This is a genomic window from Psychrobacter sp. PAMC 21119, assembly GCF_000247495.1.
Classification (GTDB): Bacteria; Pseudomonadota; Gammaproteobacteria; order Pseudomonadales; family Moraxellaceae; genus Psychrobacter; species Psychrobacter glaciei.
In genome coordinates this window covers 76,148-95,164 of sequence record NZ_AHVZ01000039.1, presented here as the reverse complement: position 1 = coordinate 95,164, position 19,017 = coordinate 76,148, and the positions used below count along the sequence as shown (strand labels likewise).

The window sequence follows — 19,017 nt, the reverse complement described above, 5'->3', positions numbered from 1 at the left end:
ATGAGCGATTACGCTTGAGATTGCATTTTATTCTTATCTATAGTTTTGTAAATCTCATCTTTGAGCTGTAGCTTGCGCCGCTTCATTTGTTCAATTTCTTCATCGCGGCTGGCGTGTTTGACCACGTCATTCTCAAGCTTATTGATTTGTCTGTCCAGCGTAGTATGTTCATCAAAGATACTCGCAAAGTGCGCATCTTTTTGCTTGAGCTCATCGATGATGTCGCTGTGATCTTGCCATTTATCAGTCATGGTCATGTTGTCATCCTTGTTATTTAGCGTGTGCTTAGCATAAGCAGTGACGCGTTGTGGTTAAGACAGATTATGATTGTGAGACTTGTTGATTATAAAATTAAGATTTATAAAACTAAATGTAAGAAATTCTTAGCAGTAATTTTGGGGTGTATCCTCGATTTGAACGAAAGTGCTCAGATAGGATAAAAATTAGGACACGCCCCTAATAAATGAAGCGTTAAGCGTGAGATTGCGTTTTGTTTTTATCAATTATCTTATAAATTTCATCTTTAAGGTGTAGTTTTCGACGCTTCATCTGTTCTATTTCATCATCACAGCTGCTATGTTTTATCAAATCCTTTTCGAGATAATTGATCTTCTCATCCAGCTGAGTATGCTCAGCAAAAATACTCGCAAAATGGCTGTCTTTTTGCTTAAGTTCAGCGATAATTTCTTTGTTATCTAGCCTTGTATCAGTCTTTCTCATCTGTTCATCCTTGTTATGAGGCGCAAGCTAACGGTCAGCATCAGCGCATTGTCGTTAAGATTTATGATTGTGAGACTTGATTATTACTCAACCAAACCGCTATTACGCTCAATAGTGATAAGGCTTAATACAAGCAGAAATAGCCTTTGATAAGCACGCATAAAAGCCAGTCTTCCGCTAGGAAACAGGAATTATTCCTATTGCTCTTATTCGATTGTAGCGAAAAAATCATCTTGATACTATGATAATAATCCTCTTATAAGTTTAAATTTAATTATAAATTCCAATTAATGATTGGTTTTATAAAACATAAGGTTTGGGTTTCTCAGCTTGCTCAAATCTATGAAACCTATGATAATAGGGACATCAAAAGGCAAAAGCCTTATCCAAATAACACTTTAAACGATATTACTTACTACAGATTTTCCATCTTTAAACGTGCAACCGCTTAGTTGCCGTTACATATTAAATAATAATGAGGAACAAACATGATAGATCAAAGTTTATTAGATGCCATCAAGAGCTATAGCGAAAACATGACTCGTCCAATTACCTTTGTCTTAGGCAATGGTACGCATGAAAAGCGGGCAGAGTTGATTGACTTTTTGACCAAAATCGCTGGTACGACTGACAAAATCAATTTTGATGCAGAAGCGATTGATGAGAGCTTGCCTAGTGCGATTAGTTTTAAAGTCGTCAGCCATGCTGATGACGCGTTGACTGACACTGGTATCGTCTTTAGCGGTATTCCTGGTGGTCATGAGTTTACGTCATTAATTTTGGCAATCTTGCAAGCGGGTGGTCATACGCTAAAACTAGACGAAGGTATTCAAAAGTTAGTCAAACGTTTTAATAAGCCCTTACAGTTCCAGACCTATGTGTCATTGTCTTGCCACAGTTGCCCAGAAGTCGTGCAAGCGTTGAACCAATTTGCGCTATTAAACGATGACATCAGCAATGAAATGATTGATGGTGCATTATTCCAAGAGCAAGTAGAAGCGAATAACATCCAAGGAGTTCCAGCGGTATTTTTAAACGGTAAGCCGTTTGCTAATGGACTAATTGATACGGCTAAGTTGATCGGAAAATTGCAAGAGCAGTTCCCTGACTTATTGTCAGAAGTGGAAGACGACGCTGAGCAATTAGAACAACAGGATGTCACTATCATTGGTGCTGGTCCTGCTGGGGTCGCTGCTGCCATTTATACCGCGCGTAAAGGTCTAAAAGTGACCATGGTCGCTGATCGTATCGGCGGACAGGTCAAAGATACGCAAGATATCGAAAACTTGATTTCTGTACCATTGACGACAGGTACACATCTATCAGCAGACTTCGTCAAACATTTAGGCGAATACAACATCACGCTAAAAGAGCACGTCAGCGTTAAAAAAATCGGCGAGACTGTCGATGAAAACTATAGTATTCATCTAAATACGGGTGAGACTTTTGAGACGCGCAGTATTATCTTGGCGACGGGTGCTCAATGGCGCAAGCTTGGTGTACCAGGTGAAGAAGAAAATATTGGTAAAGGTGTGGCTTTCTGTGCCCACTGTGACGGCCCGTTCTTTAAAGGTAAAGAAATCTCTGTCATCGGTGGCGGTAACTCTGGTGTCGAAGCGGCGTTAGACCTTGCCGGTATCGTGAAGCATGTAACCGTGCTTGAGTTCGCTGATGAGCTAAAAGCGGATCAGGTATTGATCAACAAAGCCAAAGAGAGATCAAACATCGAGTTCATCACTGGGGCGGCGACCAAAGAGATTAAGGCCACTGATGGTAAAGTCAGCTCCATCGTCTTTGAAGATCGCAAAACAGGTGAAACTCATGAGCGTGATTTGTCCGGTGTCTTTGTACAGATTGGCTTAGTACCTAATACTGGATTTATCAAAGGCTTCGTTGATTTAAACCGCTTTGGTGAAATTGAGATTGATGAGCGCTGCCGTACGGATCGCAAAGGTATCTTTGCTTGTGGTGACGTCACGACTGTGCCATTTAAGCAGATTAACATCGCGATGGGTGAGGGTTCAAAAGCCGCATTGTCAGCGTTTGAATACTTGGTTATGCAGTAAGTTTGAAGTTAGTTTGAATTTGAAAAGCCACCTCTTTTGAGGTGGTTTTTTTGTGCTATCGTATAAATACGTTTATATAGAACAAATCCTAATATTTAGAAAATGATCATTTAAGTAAAACAATAAAGCGATTTTTCTCAGAAAATATCAGCATTTACGTTACAAATTTGACATTTGTATTACAAAATCGTGTTGTTGATGCAATAATGAGCTCAATACAACCTATCATATTATCATGAACTATAAGGAAAATAGGCATGGAATATATTGAAGCTTTTTTTGCCTTAGTCGGGGATCTAACGTGGGGCTGGGCACTTATCCCTATGTTAGTTATTTTTGGTTTATTATTTACCATCGTGGGTAGATTTGCCCAGTTTAGATATTTTAAACGTATGTTCCGTGTATTTAAAACGGATGAGGTAGGAGACGACGGAATTTCTGCCCGTCAGGCGTTGCTCGTTTCTATCGGTGGACGTGTTGGCGGCGGTAACATTGCTGGCGTTGCTGTTGCAATCTCTTTAGGGGGTCCGGGAGCGGTATTCTGGATGTGGGTTGTGGCCCTTATCGGTATGATGACCAGTATTGTTGAGTGTAGTTTGGCTCAGCTTTACAAGCGTAGAGATACTGATGGTAACTTTCGCGGCGGCCCTGCAACCTATATCCTGCATGGTTTAGGTAAAGATTATCGTTGGCTCGCCGTCATTTATGCGATCTCGCTACTACTGTCTTTTTCTATCGGGTTTGTGGCGTTCCAAGGCAATACGGTAGCAGGTTCTGCGCTTGAAAGTTTCGGCATTGATCGTTGGATATCAGGTGCGGTACTGGTGGTTGCGGGCGGGTTTATCGTCTTTGGCGGTATCCAGCGCATTGCAAAGGTCGCCGACGTTGTCATTCCTGTGATGGCATTAATCTACATTGGTATGGCGCTGATTGTCATCGTGCTCAATATCACCGAATTGCCTGCATTGATGGCGATGATTGTTAAAAATGCGTTTGGTATTGAATCTGTCGTGGGCGGTGGTATTGGTGTGGCGATTGAGCAAGGCATGAAGCGCGGCTTATTCTCGAATGAGGCTGGTCTGGGTTCTGCACCTAATATCGCTGCTACTGCTTATGCCACGCATCCAGTCAGCCAAGGTATCTCACAGTCACTGTCAGTGTTTATTGATACGATCGTCGTGTGTAGTGCTACGGCATTCATGATTTTGCTGAGCGGTGTTTATCAACCAGGTGCTGAAGTCGATGGTATTGTACTGGCACAGCAAGCACTCACCGCTCAGCTTGGGGATTGGGCGCAGTATATCCTGACCATATCGATATTGTTATTTGCCTTAAGCTCTATCATGTATAACTATTATATGGGTGAAAATGCCATTAACTTTTTGGTCAAAAAGAATATCAAAATGGCGACTCTGATTTTGCGAATTGTTGTGATTGCGGTATTATTCTTGGGCGCAGTGGCTCCTGCAGCAACCGCAGTGTTCTTCTTTGCGGACCCGTTGATGGGCGTGCTAGCACTAGCAAACTTATTGGCCTTGATTATGTTATTTCCACGAGCCAAGCGTCTACTTGACGACTTTGCTGGTCAATTAAAAGCAGGGGTTAAAGAGCCGTTATTCGATGCACAAGAGTATGAAAAGTTGGACCTCGATCTGAGCGCATGGGGTAAAAAAGCGGTAAAAGAAGCGTTAGACCAAAAACAGTAGTATGCATACGCTTGATTCTTTATAAGAAAACCACTCTAGCTAAGCTAAAGTGGTTTTTTTATGCAAGATACTATTTATTTGCCAACACGCCAACTACCGAGAGTATCTCACCTGCTTCATCTTCTTTGATTACGCGTGTCTCTTTTAAAGCTGAATCGATCCAAGCTTGTATATGAGGATTGTTCAACATCGTCTCACAGTACTGTTTAGTCGTCGGCTTTAATTCTATGCTGGAGGCATCAGCATAGGTTTGCAAGCGTAGCACTACTGGCGCAAAAAAAGCATCGGCAGCCGTGAATTGCCCAAAAAGGTAGCTGTCTTTTGAGCGATTTTTTAAACAATCCGCAAAAATCTCTTCTATACGAGCAATATCAGTTAAGCAGGCATTGCTTGGTTGTATCTTAGCAGTCGCTCTGATATTCATCGGCATCTCATTACGAATACCCGTTAGACCAGAATGCATCTCAGCGACGATGCTTTGGCAGTAGGCGCTATTTATTCTGTTGCTAGTAATGCGGTTAGTCTCAGACTTACTCAGTCCTGTCCAAACATCTATGTCGGTAAAATAATCATTGATATGCATGGCAATCGCTAAGGTATCCCAAACCGTAACCTTGTCATCATTTTCACCATAAACCAAAACGGGCACTTTGCCTGTTGGCGCATGCTCATCGAGAATGGCTGTTGCTGAGGGATGAAACAATTCGATAAGCTGCTCATTGAAGTCAACACCGAAAGCTTTGAGTAATAGCCAAGCTCGCAATGACCACGATGAATAGTTTTTATTGCCGATGATGAGAAGTGGTTTTTGCATCATAAAGTCCTATTAAGGTATATTGGTAGAATTTCATTATGTCTTCAATATTAAAAATTAACCAGTCTATAGTTTAGTAATATGCAAAAAAATGCCCATCCAAATTTTGGACGGGCATTTTTTTAAGTAGTGGCACGTTTGTTTAGGTCAATATCAATCGTCTAACAAGTCCATGCGCTTAGCGGCTTCATAAATACCCGTTGAGCGGTTACCCGTACGGCAAAATATTAACACTGGCTGCTCGGCTTGATTAAAGAAGTCAGCAAATTCCTCGACGTGGTTTTGATTGAGCTCACTACCAGCAAATGAGACTTCTTTATAAGCAAGTCCTGCTTCTTTAGCAGCTGCTTCGATATCAGCGCTGGTAGGTTGTCCAGGCTCTTCGCCATCAGGACGATTATTGATAATGGTTTTGAAGCCGTTTTCGGCAAGCATAGGGACTTGATCAGGGGTAATTTGTCCCGTAATACTGATTTCGTGGCTCATAAGAGCTCCTTTTATTGTTTATATGAAAGAGTGAGATATTTGTTATGGAAATACAGCATCTAAGCCTAGGCTTATTGCAGTCATTTCTAAAGAGAAGGTGTGTAAGCGTTATAGCCGTTTTATAGCAGCCCTTGCATCAACGCGCTTTGATAAAGGAGTTTGGCGCGAGCACCAGTACCACAAAACATCAATATGGGTTTGGGCATTGAGTGATAAAAGACGGCAAACTGTTCTACGGTCAGCATACTTAGGCGCTCATCATCAAAGGGTAGGTGATGATACGTCAGATTTGCCTGCTTCGTTGCAGTCGCCAAGTCACAGCTATTAGGCTGTGTCTCGATCTCAGCATCTGGGCGTATATTGAGCACTGAGCGATAGCCCAGCTCAGCAATCTTGACACATTGGCTTGGGTATATTTGCTTATAAATCGTTAAATCATCGGTCATAAAAAGGGTCATTTACGTTTATTAAAAAATGTTAAAAACACTAAAGCGTCGATTTGACGTCTAAATGTTGTCTTATTTCAGTTCGGCTTGATTTAGCTTGTTTAGATTGAGTGCAGCCATACAACAAGCTAGCATACTATACTCTCTATCATAACGATATTTTGTTGCAGACATCAATAGTGATTGTATGGTTGACGAAAATATTAGGGCGTATTTATATTTGCTTTAGGTCATTAACGGCATCCATAGTACTGAGGTACACCTGTCCTGATAGCTCAGCAACCAGCGGAGTGTGCTCGATGACATCCATGACTGGGCCTTTAATAAAGCTAAAGTGTAAATGCTTGTTTTGCAGAGCCAGCTCTTGATTTAAGGTGCTGAGCATTTCCTGCGCGGTCAGATCAATGTGATTGACCGCGGCCATAATGAGAATCAGCTCATGCGCTTCGGGATATTGTTGTAAGGCATTTAAGATGCGCCGATGTACCGATTCGCTATTACCAAAAAACAGACTCTCATCGATACGTAACATCAATAAATTATGAAAAGTGACGACATCGTGACGATTGATATTGCGAAAGTGTCCTGTCCCAGCCAATTGTCCGACGATAGCGACGTGTGGTTGACTCGATTGCCAGATGAGACTGGCAAATGACACCATGAGACCGATGACCAGTCCGGTATTTAGCCCAAATATTAGTACCCCTACAAACGCTGCGATAAAGCTTGCGCCGTCTAAGCGATCCCGTTGCCAAGCGGACTTTAAGGTCGCAATATCGATCAAGCCAATGATGGATGCCATGATGGTTGCGCCAAGTAAGGCGTAAGGCAACGGCGCAAGTGCACTATTAAAGGCGATTAGTGCGGCAATCATCACCAGCACCGTCATCAGGCTGGCGAGTGGAGTTTTGGCACCTGAGTCGACGTTGATTGCCGTCCGTGAAAACCCGCCTGCCACGGCAAAGCTCTGAAACAATCCACCAGAAAGATTGGCGAGTCCAAGCCCTGTCAGCTCACGATTGGCATCAAACTTCTCACCGCGCAGTCGCGCATAGGTGCTGGCGACGGAACTGCTGGAGACAAAGATGATAAGCGCCATCAATCCTGCGGTTGGTAACAGTTTGAGCGCTTCTTGGATGTCTGGTATATGGGGCAGTGTGAAACGTGGTAACCCTTGCGGAATATTACCGATAGTCGCCACGCCACGCGCGTCCCAATGCAGTGCCATACTGAGTAAAATGGCAATGCCGAGCAAAATAAGGGGAAACAAGCGTTCTGCCCATTTGGCAGATGAGGATGACAGCCACGTTCGCCACACCCATTTGCTACTGTAGCGATTTGCGACCAAGAGCGCAAAAGCGATCACGCCAATCAACAAGGTCAACGGATGTAGCTGGCGCGCATGTAACTGCATGGTCGATAAATAACCGATTAGGCTGCTGCCCGCGATCGGGATATCCGTTAAGTATTTGAGCTGACTGACAAAAATGAGAACCGCCGCACCGCTCACAAATCCTGCCGATACGCCGCGACTGATAAACTGCATGATCCAGCCAAGCTTGAGCCGTCCTGCGATCCAAAGCAGTGACCCCACCATCAGTGCCAACAGACTTGCCATTAGGGCATACTGCTCAGTTCCTTGCTCAGCGTAAGGCAACAAACTACTGGCAGTCATAATAGCGGTGATGGCCACCGGTCCGACCGCTTGTACATTGCTAGAACCAAGCCAAGCATAGACGATGACAGGCACAATCGCAGCGTACAGACCATAGACGGGCGGCAAGCCTGCAAGTACAGCGTAGCCTAGGCTTTGCGGTATCACCAGTACGCCCACCACCAGCCCAGCGATGACGTCAGTTGGCAAGGCAGCCAGCTGATACTGGCGCAGCCAAGTGGGAATGAGGCGAGCAGCGATAGAGGTCATATCAATACGTCATCACAATAAATAAAGTTAAAAACAGCTAAAAACTCAATAACCAGTTAGGCATCTGTTTTGGCACAAAAGCGTTGATAAAGTAGCTCTAAGACTGCTAAGGCATCGTCACTGGCGATGCTATAGTAAATTTGCTTACCGTCGCGCCGTGTCGCGACCAGCTCATCCTTGCGCAATATGCCTAACTGCTGCGATAAGCTTGGCTGTCCAACACCGACCAAGCCCTCAAGCTCACCAACGCAATACTCACCTTGAGTCAATTGACAGAGAAGGAGTAAGCGATCAGGATGCGAGAGTGACTTTAGTAATTGGCTGGCTTGTAGCGATGCTTGTTGCATCTGTTTGGCCAGATCTAGCGGTACAGAGTCTGCGTTATTGACTGACATAGGGTCGGCCTTACTGTCAGTAGAGGTAGCCAATGCTGAGGTAGAAGTTGTCAGAGTGAGCTCCTTATATAAAACCAGGATAAAGGTCGCGTGGTTTTTATAAAAGTGATGAGTGATTACCGTTAATTATCAATGATATCGCAGCTTACATCAAGTTATATTTATTTACATTATATAATTTGATAAATTGTATAGTGATTGCTATATTGGTATTAACGTTAAGAAAGCATGTTAAAAAGGCATGCTAAAAATTTGACCGCTGATGTTGTCGGCGGCGTTGATATTAACTGCAATAATTTATAAACATTCAATATGCATCAGGGCGTGTCTTCATTTCAAAAATGGTGATAAAAATGAGATAAATTGCCGTCAAACAAGAAAAAGAGTGCAGATAATATCGGGATATTAACCAGCTATTTGACGATGTTTGGCAAGATTTAGCCATTTTTAGCCCATTCAGATGACTATCGAGTGAATTGAAGACACGCCCTAGTTTTTGAATTAAATATTGTGTATGACGATCCATTATACTTAAAGAATGGTTCGAAGGTTAAAACAATCCTATAAAAGCAAAGAGGCAGCTATGCAAGTTCATTCTTTTTTAGATAGCGATACAGAAACTTATACTCACGTTATCGCTGATACCGAACAGAAACTGTGCGCCATTGTCGATCCCGTACTGAACTTTGATGCCAAGTCAGGCAGAACGAGTACCAGTAGTGTGGATGAAGTGATTGAGTTCGTACGTGAGCAAGGCTGGGCGCTTAAATATATTATCGAGACGCATGCACATGCAGACCATCTATCTGCTGCTATTCATGTAAAAGAAAGTCTTGGTGGACAATTAGTAATTGGTCAGCATATTACCGAAGTACAAAAAATCTTTAAGCAAATCTTTAACTTTGACACCAGTTTTCGTACCGATGCCAGTCAGTTTGATATTTTGACCGACGAGGGTGAAACACTAGCGCTTGGCGGTATCACCATTACAGCCATGTATGTGCCCGGTCACACACGTGCTGATATGGCTTATCTGGCGACTGACGATGAAAAGACAGTGGTATTCGTTGGAGATACCTTGTTCGCGCCTGATGTCGGTACAGCACGCTGCGACTTTCCCGGCGGCGATGCCAAAACGCTCTATCAGTCTATTCAAAAGCTGTTGGCGCTTCCTGAAGATACAGTCATGTATCTGTGCCATGATTATCCAGGTGAAGGCCGTAAGCACTGTCCAACGGCGACTGTGGCTGCACAAAAACTAGAAAACATCCATGTTAAAGACAGTATAAATGAAGCCGAGTTTGTGCAGATGCGTGAGCGCCGCGATGCGACTTTGGGTATGCCACGGCTTATCATTCCTGCCGTGCAAATTAATATTGATGCAGGACATTTCCCCGAGCCAGAAGACAATGGTACTCGTTATTTGAAAGTGCCGATTAATGTCCTTGGTGAATAAACTATAGTGAGTGAAAAGTAATATTGATATAAGCAATACCGTCGCGTTTTTAGAATATTTTGACTATAAAATATTTTGACTATAAATAGTGCAATAAGTGATAACTGCCATCTTATGCCTTACTATGCAAGTATCGTATGATTTATATCTATAAACATGATTATCAGATAGATTATTTACTGTATAGAAGATTGGTATAGTCAGGTCAATATAAAAAAGAGACAGCGTGACTGGTATAAATTTTTCGTAGCCTCTGTCTGCGTAGGCACAGCAAGCAAGAAAAGTTTGTGCCAGTCACGCATCATAATGTCATGTACCCATTTTATTTAGTATCAACTATATCAATATCTGCAAGCGCTAAATATGGCAATAACTGGAGAGACTAATGAACCCTTATGAGCGCTATGCATTGCCCAAGCTGATAGATGTTGCTTGTAGTACAGGTAACGTGATGAAAGCACGTTCTAAAATTGTTCCTCAGGCGTTAGGCGAGGTATTAGAAATTGGGATTGGCAGTGGTCTTAATTTGCAATTTTATGATGCCAAAAAGGTTTCTTCTGTTATTGGTATCGACCCAGCGGCTCAGATGCAGACATTAGCACGCAAGCGCGCCGCTGACATTAGTATTCCAGTTGAAGTGATAGCCGTTGATGTCCAAGGCATTCATGCGGATACGGACCAATTTGATACGATTGTGATGACCTTTACCCTATGTAGTATTGATGAGCCAATAGCTGCACTTCGAGAAATGGCGCGCGTGTTAAAACCTAGCGGTCGCTTGTTGTTTTGTGAGCATGGCTTAGCGCCAGATTTTTCTGTTGAGCGATGGCAGCATCGACTGACGCCTTTTTGGAAACCGATGGCGGGTGGTTGTCATCTAGATCGTGACATTCCAGCGCTGATTAGAGAAGGTGGTTTTGTCATTGACGAGCTGAGCGAAGAGTATTTGCCCGGCCCAAGACCGATGAGCTATGTATATAGTGGCGTGGCACAGCAAGTGGCGTAGAGAATCAATATAATTGACTGTGCTAAAATTACTCGTAAAACCAATTCAAATAGCTTTTAGTTAAAAATACCTAAGTCGAATTTTCGAGACCATAAAATAATTAAAATAGGAATCATATGATGAGTGAGCAAAGTTTTCATCTGGTCTGCCCACACTGCCAAGCAACCAACCGTGTACCTGCTGCACGGCTAAGCGCTGCACCGAAATGCGGTAAATGTAGTCAGCCATTATTGACAGCAAGTCCGTGTGAGCTGAACGCGCAAACAGCCAATAAAGTTATTCAAAAAAACGAGGTACTGACCATCGTTGATTTTTGGGCGAGCTGGTGTCAGCCTTGTATTATGATGGCACCAGAGTTCAAAGTCGCTGCTGGTCAGCTGCCGCAAGTGGTCTTTGCCAAAGTGCAAACGGATAAATATGAGCAGGCGGCCGCTCCCTATAATATTCGCAGTTTACCAACGATGGTGGCCTTCAAAAATGGCAAAGAGGTCGCGCGTCAGTCAGGTGCGCTACCTAGCAATCAAATCGTCCAATGGGTGCAAAGCTTACGCTGATCGCTCAATTGATTATGTTTGTTAGGTAGGATAAAAGTCGTTAAAAAAGCCAATATGCAGATCGCGTATTGGCTTTTTCATTGTGTGGTCGCGCTATCTTAATCATTTAGACAGCTTTTGCTTAATGTTACTCACCATAAATCTTAACACCATTGGCAAAGCTACAACGTTGAATACGCGCCGATTGGACAATCGCATCACGCTCGCCATAAAGCCGTGATAACTTGGCATCGCGGGCTTTGGTATTGTTACTTTTGCCAACACCAAAGCTGATATTCGGTGAGATGCCCCAGCGGCCTGCAGAAACCCCAACACCCACACCCGAAGCGGACAAGGTTGATTGCTCATTACGAGTGGCGTCAACATAGCGATTGACACGGACGTACTCTTGGCTCAGTGCTTGGCAGTCATAGCTCTGATAAGTGCTTGGCGGCACATATTGCGGCGTGATATTGCCAGTAGAAGCGCAGCCTGAGAGACCCAACATGCCGGCTGATGCCAATAGTGTCGCTATAGTAAAAGTTTTCATAATGGCTCCATAGGGCTAAGTAAGGGTATGTGGCGTTGTCGCGATTTTAAATAAAATTATCGTGATTGCTTTGCTTATAGTCATCTGCTTGCAAACCTCTATTCTTAATAACGAGCATGCAAGGCATTGTATTTATTTAAGATAGCAAAAATACTGGAATTAAGATATTAAAAATACACGCCCTAGTAGCCATTCATGCCGCAATCTTTCTATCTAAGCTCAGTCAGATACAGAGTGGCGATTAAAACAAATTATCAGGTTTGCTAAAGGCCAGTAACACAATACCAATATAAGCCACGGCAGCGATAAGAATGCCAGTTTTGGTTTGACCGGGTGTCGCGTGAGTTTGAAAGGCTTTTATACTGGCACTAATAGCTGCCACGAGTAAGATTATTTTGGCGAATACCCATTGTACAGGCGCATTGGCATTCATCAGTTGCATCAGTATTATAGCCCCTGAGAGGATGAGCAGCGCATAGAGTATATGGGTGGCTATTTTGACCACGCGCGGCGCTCGTATATTGGCACTTAATGCGAGATAGCTTTGGTATAAAAATAGCACAATCACCAATACTGCCATAAGCATATGTAAATGTTTCATTGGATGTCATTTCCTTTAACGGGGCAATTTGCAAGTCTGTAAAAAGTCACGCGATGTACGGTTTTTAAATGGCTACCACACCGTGAGCAAAGTATTTTTATGATTGTCATTTAACTAAAACTTCGTTAGCTAAAGTACATCTAAGCTTTATTTTGTCCGGCACATAACGGGCTATCAGGGCTTTGACCTTGCCATTCGATTGGCGTAAAAGCATGAATCGCTAAGGCATGTACCTGACCACCCTGAGAGGTCAATAAAGCATTAACCAAGCCATATACCAGCTGATGACGCGCTACTAAGCGCTTGCCTTCAAAAGCGTCACTCACGATAGTCAGTTTAAAATGGCTTTCTTTACCATCGAAGTAACCAGAATGATTCATCGATTCATTAATCAATTCGATATGTTGTGGTTGTAATGCCTGTAGCTCATGTTGGAGCGCATCAGCAGTGGGTGAGTGGGTACTCATAAGAATCCTTTGTTTTGTGGTGCTTAGCAAGCTTTGAAGCAATATTTGAGACCGTGTTGTGACCATTATAACAGACGCTGACAACTGTACAGAAAGCTATTGGATAGACCATAGCACATGCGACAGTTTTAAGATAATACAGCCAGCTTCTGTGCCAAAAATACAAAAAAGCAGAGCGCAACCCATGGGTTATACTCTGCTTTTAGTAAGCGATAAAATGCTACTTAAGAGTGAATGGCCAGCAATACACGATTAGCGACGTGATTTTTGGTACAGCGGCATCACTTTAGGCATCAATGCTTGCAGTTGGCTAATGCGATTGCTACTGGTTGGGTGAGTACTTAAGAACTGTGGTGGCTCACCTTGGCTGGCGCGCTGCATTTTTTGCCATAAGCTGATAGCCGCTTGAGGATTGTAGCCTGCGCGTGCCATTAGCTCGAGACCGATTTGGTCGGCTTCAGCTTCTTGGGTGCGACTGTGTGGACGACTCAAACCTAAATCTCCAGCAACGTTCGCTAGATCAGCCTGACCTTGTGATAGACCAAAGATACTTGCTGCAACACCGATACCGGTCTGAGTGGCATACTCGCGTGAGAGACGCTCACGTGAGTGCTCACGCAGGGCATGAGACATCTCGTGCCCCATAATCGCGGCAATCTCATCATCCGTGAGGTTTAAGCGATCAATAATGCCCGAGTAAAACATAATTTTGCCACCCGGCATAACAAAGGCGTTCAGCTCGTTGGATCTAATGGTATGTACTTCCCATTTCCACTTAGCTGCATCAGGGCGATATACGCCTACTTGGCCGATAAGGCGGTTAGAGATATTTTTTAAACGATTGAGCTGAGCTTTATTGGTGTCGAGCACACCGCGTTTGCTTGCTTCTTGCAAGTTTTTATTATAGCTTTGCGCTGATAGCTGCTGTACTTGCTCGCTAGAAACCAAGAGTAGCTGTTGACGATCGACGCCGACCGCGCCACTGTTGGTGGTGCTGGTGCAGCCAGTTAAAGTAAGTGCCGACAATGACGCGGCCACCACGGTGGTGGTAAGCAATTTTCTCATGATAAACATCCTCGCTGTAAATGATAAAAAGTAAAGTTAAACAAAGTTAGTAGTAGTGGAGTAGGCCGGTAACAGCAGAGCGGATAGAAGGGCAGTTTATTATTGAAGTTTTACTACCGTCTACCAATCTACTTAATCACTAAAATTTTACCTGAATGGTAACAAGCCATAAGTATAATAATGTTAACAGCCTAAAACCAAGGCAGAAAAAGTAACAATACAGCGTATGATTGTAAGTGGAATCAATATTAACGAGAATAGCGTAACTTTTATTCCTCTATCGTCATAAAGCAGTACGACGTTGCACTACGAATAATGGTTAGTTAATGGTCATATTCAGAATTGATGAAATAGTCAGGAATAATAGAAGAGATTTCCCTATTATTTTATAAAATAGTTTTAAACGCTGCAATGACTGTATTGATTGCAATATCAATCATTTATGATAAATATGCTCTCGAATAAAAATTAAAAGTGGCAATGTTGGTGAAAAATATGAAAAAACCTGTTGACACACGCAGGATATTTGCTAGAATAGCCAGCCTATCGAGACGTAGTAGTTAACAAGTTGTTAGCGATATTACGAATTGATTTAAGCGGGAATAGCTCAGTGGTAGAGCATAACCTTGCCAAGGTTGGGGTCGAGAGTTCGAATCTCTTTTCCCGCTCCAAATATGGCTCGTTTAGAGCACTAAAGCCTCACTTCATTGTGGGGCTTTTTTTATGGGTGAAATTTGAGAGTGCCGTCATTGAGTACACCAAACCATAAGCATATCAAACTATCTTAAAAATAAGAGGCTGGGCAATCCATCATCGACTGGAAAGACGGTCATAAGCGTTTTACGGTCATAAGCGTTTTGGTGAGGTTGATTCTAAACTAAAATGCTTATTTGCCCGAGTTACCCGAGAACGGCCTAACAGCTTTAAAAATTTTATTGTGTAATAAAACTTTCATAATGTATTTAATTATTAAGTTTTTATTACAAAATAAGTGTGAGTTTAGCCCATTTTTTCTTATAATAAATCACATTGAAAAATTAAAATTTTTGAAGGGATTCATGAGCCATGTTTATTGAACCTCTATGCTCATTATATTAAACACGTACTAATAATTTGGAGCACTATCCTATGTCAAATACGTCGAATACGTCAGATCTACAAGCATTGCAGCAATTGGCTGAAAAACGTCGTTCTATTTATGCATTGAATGATCAGTTACCAGTTGCAAAGGAAGAGGTGGTTAAATTGGTTGAGCATGCTATTTTGCATACGCCATCATCATTTAACTCACAATCGACGCGCATCGTCGTGTTGTTTGGTGACGATCATCAAAAGCTCTGGGATATGACCGAAGAAGCATTACGTGGTATCGTTGGTGACGAAGAGAAGTTTACGCCAACCAAGCAAAAAATCGATGGCTTCAAAGCAGGCGCAGGTACGATTCTATTTTTTGAAGATCAAAAAGTAGTGAGAGCCTTACAAGAAGGAGCGCCATTATATGCTGACAAATTCCCTGTTTGGGCAGAGCACACCAATGCTATGCATCAGTATGTAATCTGGACAGGGCTTGCTAGCATTAATGTTGGCGCTAACTTACAGCATTACAATCCAGTGATTGACCATAAAGTTGCGAGCACTTGGAGTATTGATGCTGATTGGGATCTGACTGCACAAATGGTATTCGGTGGTATCGAGCAGCCAGCAGGTGATAAAGAGTTTATGCCTGTTGAAGAGCGCATGAAAGTATTTGGTTAAACCATTGCGTTTATCTATCATAGTCAGAGCACTTTTAAACCGCTACGGTGTTACCCATCCTAGATGTACTCAGTGTACGATCTGAGGTCGGTCGCCTTGTAGCGATTCTAAAATTCCTTGACTATATTTAGCGAGATAAACATAAAAAAGCGCCGTCCAGCAATGTTGTTGGACGGCGCTTTTTTATTTCAAAGTATAAGTCAGTCGTTGTATAAATAATTGAATGCGCTAAATGATGACACGCCCTAGTTACGTCGCATAAGACTGTTGGCGACCCAAGCTGGACCAATTAATAAAAACTGTAAGTCTTTAAGAAATGACGGTTTTTTGCCTTCGACTTTATGACCAATAAACTGGGCAATCCAAGCTACAACAAAAACAGCTGCCCAAACCTTGAAACTTAAAGGTAATAAGGTCATCACTGATAGACAAATGAGAATAAAAATCCCCATTGCCAAAAATAATGGCGTCGAGAGTTTCATATAGAATAAGAGTACTAAGGCACTAAGTACCAAAGTAAACCAGACCGACAGTGACATACCCATTCCTAATAAACTAACAAAAATAGTGGGGACGCACAGCCAATGGATTTTTTTGTTGATTAGGTTTTGATGACTGACCGAATACTCACTGAGCCATTGCTCAAGAGTACGCTTAGACATCTTTTGTTGACGATTGCGAGACATACTAACCTCCGTGTTAGTAAATGAATGACTGGTAGTAGCTCAATGCGTGAGTCTACTGACGACTACCAGTTGTAGCACTAATTTGTGCAATCTACCATATTATCTGGTAAACCGCACAGTCAAAATCGATTATGCCAACGATGCCAAATGGGTTCATTTTGAGCCAATATGTTTTATGCGGATAGTTGCTCGCTGCGATACCATTCATATAGGCCAACGAAAGAATTTACTTGGTAAACCATGGTCTGAATAGCAAAAATATAATTGCCCGACATGAGATTTACGATCAGCCAGACAAAGTTGACGATAATCCATAACCACCAGCTAAAAGAATAACGCAGAATCATCGCGGCTTGCGCAGTAATAGACAGTACAAAAGCAATAACGTTAATCCAAAAGAAGGAGATGAAACCTAAAAATAGACTGCTATCGTCTTCTATGACCGCGTAGCCGTAGTTGGCCAATAAGTCGTTGACGGTAGGGAAGAGTACCAAGCCGATAACAATAAATACGGCGGTAATTAACCAAACCGCTTTGCTAGCAGACTTCGGTATCATATCGCCATCAGGGTCAGTGTGCTTTGACCAATAAAAAATACCGTAGACATGGGTAAAAAAATTAAATAATGGTGCCAGCATCAAGCCGACTGCGCCGGAAGTGGCTTGTACCACGACTTCGCCAGCGGTAGCACCCATCCCAAAGCCATTGCCCATGACGTTTTTTCGGAATGACAGCGACACCACGCATATCAGACCGATAAATGAGACAGCCAAATAAAACCAATCAAGCGTGGTGTGGTCTGTGGTGAGCCAAAAACCTGCTGATAACGCAATAACGCCACAAATGAACCAAGTTATGATCCATTGCAGCGCCCATTTTCCAGTAATATTGTCTAATAGCTGAATACGCATAACTGTTTTTTCCTAAAATGAATATGGCTATCAAGAAGGTGCTGATAAAAGACACTGACAGCCGCAATATTATTATAAATTCATGAATTTTGGGTATGTTTTTTATTCTAAGAGTTTTTACCATAAACATACTGATCGATAAGCAGTAACGCTTGCTGGTAGCGTGCATCGTAATCAGGCTGATCAACCATATACGGCTTAATATCATGACGGGCAAAAATGTCGACGAGGCGCTGCTCAAAGCGTCCACGCGCCTCAGGCGTACCTAATGAGCGCATACCGTCATCCACCCATGGAGTATTATTGTCCAGCATAATCGTATGGTCTACGCGAAACTCATCAATACAAGCAGCGACAAAAGGATGCGTGCGACCCTCATATTCTTCACAGAATGCTTGAGTGGTCACAAAGTCAGTATCAATAATGGTGACAGGCGCGGTCGCTCTAGCTGCTGCTTCTCGTATCGCCTGAGCGTGATGAAGCGCAATGGGTGCATAATCACTGTATTGTAGCCCGATCTCGCTCCCACCCAAATCCGTACCGACATATAGCCGCCCCATTTCTAATGCAAAGCTAGCGCCATAGTAGTTGGCAAGCTTGTGCACCAGTGTCGTCTTGCCTGAGCTTTCACCACCAACGATGGCAACGGTCTTGGTATAGTCCCCACGTGCTTGTGGATGCAGCGCTGACCAGTGCGCTACGGGATCACGGGCGATGGCATAAGAATCAAACTCAGGCTGTAGCGGGGTAGTGACGACTGGCATCGATAACTGCTCATAAACATCACTCTGAGCCAATGGATGGTTTTCTGCGACAAACAATACTGCCTCTGCGGGCAAGTTGAGCGCTTCCGTCAAACGTTGTAATTTGGCATTACTGGCGGCAATATCGATTGTCACATCAACGAAGCCATCATGTAGAGGCAGCTCAATCTCATGAGTGGTATGAATACGAACAAAAGGCAAGTCTGCACAAGCCATCTGCAACCAACGCGCTTTGTCTTGTAAGGTGATACTAAAATCGGCATGCGGTGATGGGTGTGCCATGATGACGATATGCAAGGTCTTTGCTTGTCCTGCCGCTGCCAATATGCTGCGCATCTGCCCCAAATGGAGCGGCTCAAAATGCCCAATCATTAAACCCGTCTCGTACATAGCTATCCTTATCTGTATCCGCATTATGTTGAACCGACTATATAAAGGTTTGTCCAGACTTACAGGTAGGTTATTGTAAACAGCCGTTCTATGCTCAGAAAAATACCGTAAATCTACCAAATTTACTCTGTATAACTTAATATTTCCCTCGCTTTTATGGGCATGTTAACCATTTGTCATAATTTATTGGAATATCAAAAGGTTAGAGTCACTGTAGTAAAGCCGTAAGGTTGTAGAAATAAACTGCGCTCTGAAACATTTTGAAATATATATTTA

20 protein-coding genes and 1 tRNA gene are annotated in these 19,017 nt (G+C 42.9%); 7 read left to right on the top strand and 14 right to left on the bottom strand.

Features of this window, described 5'->3' with window-relative positions:
- Positions 1-8: 8 nt before the first annotated feature.
- Together RH96_RS12765 and RH96_RS12760 are read right to left on the bottom strand one after the other, a co-directional pair.
- Positions 9-257: a YdcH family protein gene (locus tag RH96_RS12765; protein ID WP_010201560.1), complete on the bottom strand. Its 249-nt coding sequence runs from the start codon at positions 255-257 to the stop codon at positions 9-11.
- A gap of 214 nt (positions 258-471) precedes the next feature.
- Entirely contained in the window at positions 472-720 is a 249-nt protein-coding gene (locus RH96_RS12760; RefSeq protein ID WP_010201558.1) for a YdcH family protein, read from the bottom strand.
- A 488-nt stretch (positions 721-1,208) separates the two neighbouring features.
- On the opposite strand from RH96_RS12760, the gene ahpF reads away from it, so the two are divergent.
- Both ahpF and RH96_RS12750 read left to right on the top strand, forming a co-directional pair.
- Positions 1,209-2,786 (top strand): alkyl hydroperoxide reductase subunit F, encoded by a 1,578-nt coding sequence (gene ahpF, locus RH96_RS12755; protein WP_010201557.1) that lies wholly within the window; start codon positions 1,209-1,211, stop codon positions 2,784-2,786.
- Between the two features lie 257 nt (positions 2,787-3,043).
- The gene (locus tag RH96_RS12750; protein ID WP_010201556.1) at positions 3,044-4,492 is read left to right on the top strand and encodes an alanine/glycine:cation symporter family protein; all 1,449 of its coding nucleotides are present in this window, start codon (positions 3,044-3,046) and stop codon (positions 4,490-4,492) included.
- 70 nt (positions 4,493-4,562) lie between these two features.
- On the opposite strand, the gene RH96_RS12745 is transcribed toward RH96_RS12750, so the two are convergent.
- The 5 genes from RH96_RS12745 to RH96_RS12725 form a co-directional block, all read right to left on the bottom strand.
- Positions 4,563-5,306 (bottom strand): glutathione S-transferase family protein, encoded by a 744-nt coding sequence (locus tag RH96_RS12745; protein WP_010201554.1) that lies wholly within the window; start codon positions 5,304-5,306, stop codon positions 4,563-4,565.
- Positions 5,307-5,459: 153 nt separating this feature from the next.
- Positions 5,460-5,792, bottom strand: a complete 333-nt coding sequence (locus tag RH96_RS12740; protein WP_010201553.1) for a TIGR01244 family sulfur transferase — start codon at positions 5,790-5,792, stop codon at positions 5,460-5,462.
- A gap of 119 nt (positions 5,793-5,911) precedes the next feature.
- Positions 5,912-6,238 carry a beta-lactamase hydrolase domain-containing protein gene (locus tag RH96_RS12735; protein WP_010201552.1) on the bottom strand — a complete coding sequence of 109 codons (327 nt, stop codon included), beginning with the start codon at positions 6,236-6,238 and terminating at the stop codon, positions 5,912-5,914.
- 214 nt (positions 6,239-6,452) lie between these two features.
- Entirely contained in the window at positions 6,453-8,162 is a 1,710-nt protein-coding gene (locus tag RH96_RS12730; RefSeq protein WP_010201551.1) for a SulP family inorganic anion transporter, read from the bottom strand.
- A gap of 56 nt (positions 8,163-8,218) precedes the next feature.
- The gene (locus tag RH96_RS12725) at positions 8,219-8,557 is read right to left on the bottom strand and encodes an ArsR/SmtB family transcription factor (protein ID WP_010201550.1); all 339 of its coding nucleotides are present in this window, start codon (positions 8,555-8,557) and stop codon (positions 8,219-8,221) included.
- Between the two features lie 583 nt (positions 8,558-9,140).
- On the opposite strand from RH96_RS12725, the gene RH96_RS12720 reads away from it, so the two are divergent.
- The 3 genes from RH96_RS12720 to trxC all read left to right on the top strand — a co-directional run bounded on the left by RH96_RS12720 (position 9,141) and on the right by trxC (position 11,573).
- Complete coding sequence (locus tag RH96_RS12720) at positions 9,141-10,013, top strand: MBL fold metallo-hydrolase (protein ID WP_010201548.1); 873 nt, start codon at positions 9,141-9,143, stop codon at positions 10,011-10,013.
- Between the two features lie 385 nt (positions 10,014-10,398).
- Positions 10,399-11,019 (top strand): class I SAM-dependent methyltransferase, encoded by a 621-nt coding sequence (locus RH96_RS12715; protein WP_010201546.1) that lies wholly within the window; start codon positions 10,399-10,401, stop codon positions 11,017-11,019.
- A gap of 119 nt (positions 11,020-11,138) precedes the next feature.
- Complete coding sequence (trxC, locus tag RH96_RS12710; protein WP_010201540.1) at positions 11,139-11,573, top strand: thioredoxin TrxC; 435 nt, start codon at positions 11,139-11,141, stop codon at positions 11,571-11,573.
- A gap of 127 nt (positions 11,574-11,700) precedes the next feature.
- Here trxC and RH96_RS12705 read toward each other — a convergent pair whose 3' ends face one another.
- The 4 genes from RH96_RS12705 to RH96_RS12690 form a co-directional block, all read right to left on the bottom strand.
- On the bottom strand, positions 11,701-12,102 hold the full coding sequence (locus RH96_RS12705) for a hypothetical protein (protein WP_010201538.1): 402 nt from the start codon (positions 12,100-12,102) through the stop codon (positions 11,701-11,703).
- Positions 12,103-12,343: 241 nt separating this feature from the next.
- Complete coding sequence (locus tag RH96_RS12700; protein ID WP_010201534.1) at positions 12,344-12,703, bottom strand: SirB2 family protein; 360 nt, start codon at positions 12,701-12,703, stop codon at positions 12,344-12,346.
- Between the two features lie 140 nt (positions 12,704-12,843).
- A complete protein-coding gene (locus RH96_RS12695; protein WP_010201533.1) occupies positions 12,844-13,170 on the bottom strand; it encodes a BolA family protein in 327 nt (108 codons plus the stop codon).
- Between the two features lie 252 nt (positions 13,171-13,422).
- Entirely contained in the window at positions 13,423-14,235 is an 813-nt protein-coding gene (locus tag RH96_RS12690; RefSeq protein ID WP_010201531.1) for a M48 family metallopeptidase, read from the bottom strand.
- 596 nt (positions 14,236-14,831) lie between these two features.
- Between RH96_RS12690 and RH96_RS12685 the strand changes: the two genes are divergently transcribed.
- Both RH96_RS12685 and RH96_RS12680 read left to right on the top strand, forming a co-directional pair.
- Positions 14,832-14,906 (top strand) — tRNA-Gly (locus tag RH96_RS12685).
- A 457-nt stretch (positions 14,907-15,363) separates the two neighbouring features.
- Complete coding sequence (locus RH96_RS12680; RefSeq protein WP_010201524.1) at positions 15,364-15,990, top strand: nitroreductase family protein; 627 nt, start codon at positions 15,364-15,366, stop codon at positions 15,988-15,990.
- A 245-nt stretch (positions 15,991-16,235) separates the two neighbouring features.
- On the opposite strand, the gene RH96_RS12675 is transcribed toward RH96_RS12680, so the two are convergent.
- The 3 genes from RH96_RS12675 to nadR all read right to left on the bottom strand — a co-directional run bounded on the left by RH96_RS12675 (position 16,236) and on the right by nadR (position 18,765).
- Positions 16,236-16,676, bottom strand: coding sequence for a DUF962 domain-containing protein (locus RH96_RS12675; protein WP_010201522.1), 441 nt, complete (start codon positions 16,674-16,676; stop codon positions 16,236-16,238).
- A 173-nt stretch (positions 16,677-16,849) separates the two neighbouring features.
- A complete protein-coding gene (pnuC, locus tag RH96_RS12670) occupies positions 16,850-17,587 on the bottom strand; it encodes a nicotinamide riboside transporter PnuC (protein ID WP_010201521.1) in 738 nt (245 codons plus the stop codon).
- A gap of 107 nt (positions 17,588-17,694) precedes the next feature.
- Positions 17,695-18,765, bottom strand: a complete 1,071-nt coding sequence (gene nadR / locus RH96_RS12665; protein ID WP_081501604.1) for a multifunctional transcriptional regulator/nicotinamide-nucleotide adenylyltransferase/ribosylnicotinamide kinase NadR — start codon at positions 18,763-18,765, stop codon at positions 17,695-17,697.
- Positions 18,766-19,017: the final 252 nt, after the last annotated feature.

Excerpts from the sequence above, each read along its gene's own strand:
- RH96_RS12765 (WP_010201560.1), bottom strand. The coding sequence starts at position 257 with ATGACCATGACTGATAAATGGCAAGATCACAGCGACATCATCGATGAG.
- RH96_RS12760 (WP_010201558.1), bottom strand. The coding sequence starts at position 720 with ATGAGAAAGACTGATACAAGGCTAGATAACAAAGAAATTATCGCTGAA.
- ahpF (WP_010201557.1), top strand. The coding sequence starts at position 1,209 with ATGATAGATCAAAGTTTATTAGATGCCATCAAGAGCTATAGCGAAAAC.
- RH96_RS12750 (WP_010201556.1), top strand. The coding sequence starts at position 3,044 with ATGGAATATATTGAAGCTTTTTTTGCCTTAGTCGGGGATCTAACGTGG.
- RH96_RS12745 (WP_010201554.1), bottom strand. The coding sequence starts at position 5,306 with ATGCAAAAACCACTTCTCATCATCGGCAATAAAAACTATTCATCGTGG.
- RH96_RS12740 (WP_010201553.1), bottom strand. The coding sequence starts at position 5,792 with ATGAGCCACGAAATCAGTATTACGGGACAAATTACCCCTGATCAAGTC.
- RH96_RS12735 (WP_010201552.1), bottom strand. The coding sequence starts at position 6,238 with ATGACCGATGATTTAACGATTTATAAGCAAATATACCCAAGCCAATGT.
- RH96_RS12730 (WP_010201551.1), bottom strand. The coding sequence starts at position 8,162 with ATGACCTCTATCGCTGCTCGCCTCATTCCCACTTGGCTGCGCCAGTAT.
- RH96_RS12725 (WP_010201550.1), bottom strand. The coding sequence starts at position 8,557 with ATGTCAGTCAATAACGCAGACTCTGTACCGCTAGATCTGGCCAAACAG.
- RH96_RS12720 (WP_010201548.1), top strand. The coding sequence starts at position 9,141 with ATGCAAGTTCATTCTTTTTTAGATAGCGATACAGAAACTTATACTCAC.
- RH96_RS12715 (WP_010201546.1), top strand. The coding sequence starts at position 10,399 with ATGAACCCTTATGAGCGCTATGCATTGCCCAAGCTGATAGATGTTGCT.
- trxC (WP_010201540.1), top strand. The coding sequence starts at position 11,139 with ATGAGTGAGCAAAGTTTTCATCTGGTCTGCCCACACTGCCAAGCAACC.
- RH96_RS12705 (WP_010201538.1), bottom strand. The coding sequence starts at position 12,102 with ATGAAAACTTTTACTATAGCGACACTATTGGCATCAGCCGGCATGTTG.
- RH96_RS12700 (WP_010201534.1), bottom strand. The coding sequence starts at position 12,703 with ATGAAACATTTACATATGCTTATGGCAGTATTGGTGATTGTGCTATTT.
- RH96_RS12695 (WP_010201533.1), bottom strand. The coding sequence starts at position 13,170 with ATGAGTACCCACTCACCCACTGCTGATGCGCTCCAACATGAGCTACAG.
- RH96_RS12690 (WP_010201531.1), bottom strand. The coding sequence starts at position 14,235 with ATGAGAAAATTGCTTACCACCACCGTGGTGGCCGCGTCATTGTCGGCA.
- RH96_RS12680 (WP_010201524.1), top strand. The coding sequence starts at position 15,364 with ATGTCAAATACGTCGAATACGTCAGATCTACAAGCATTGCAGCAATTG.
- RH96_RS12675 (WP_010201522.1), bottom strand. The coding sequence starts at position 16,676 with ATGTCTCGCAATCGTCAACAAAAGATGTCTAAGCGTACTCTTGAGCAA.
- pnuC (WP_010201521.1), bottom strand. The coding sequence starts at position 17,587 with ATGCGTATTCAGCTATTAGACAATATTACTGGAAAATGGGCGCTGCAA.
- nadR (WP_081501604.1), bottom strand. The coding sequence starts at position 18,765 with ATGCGGATACAGATAAGGATAGCTATGTACGAGACGGGTTTAATGATT.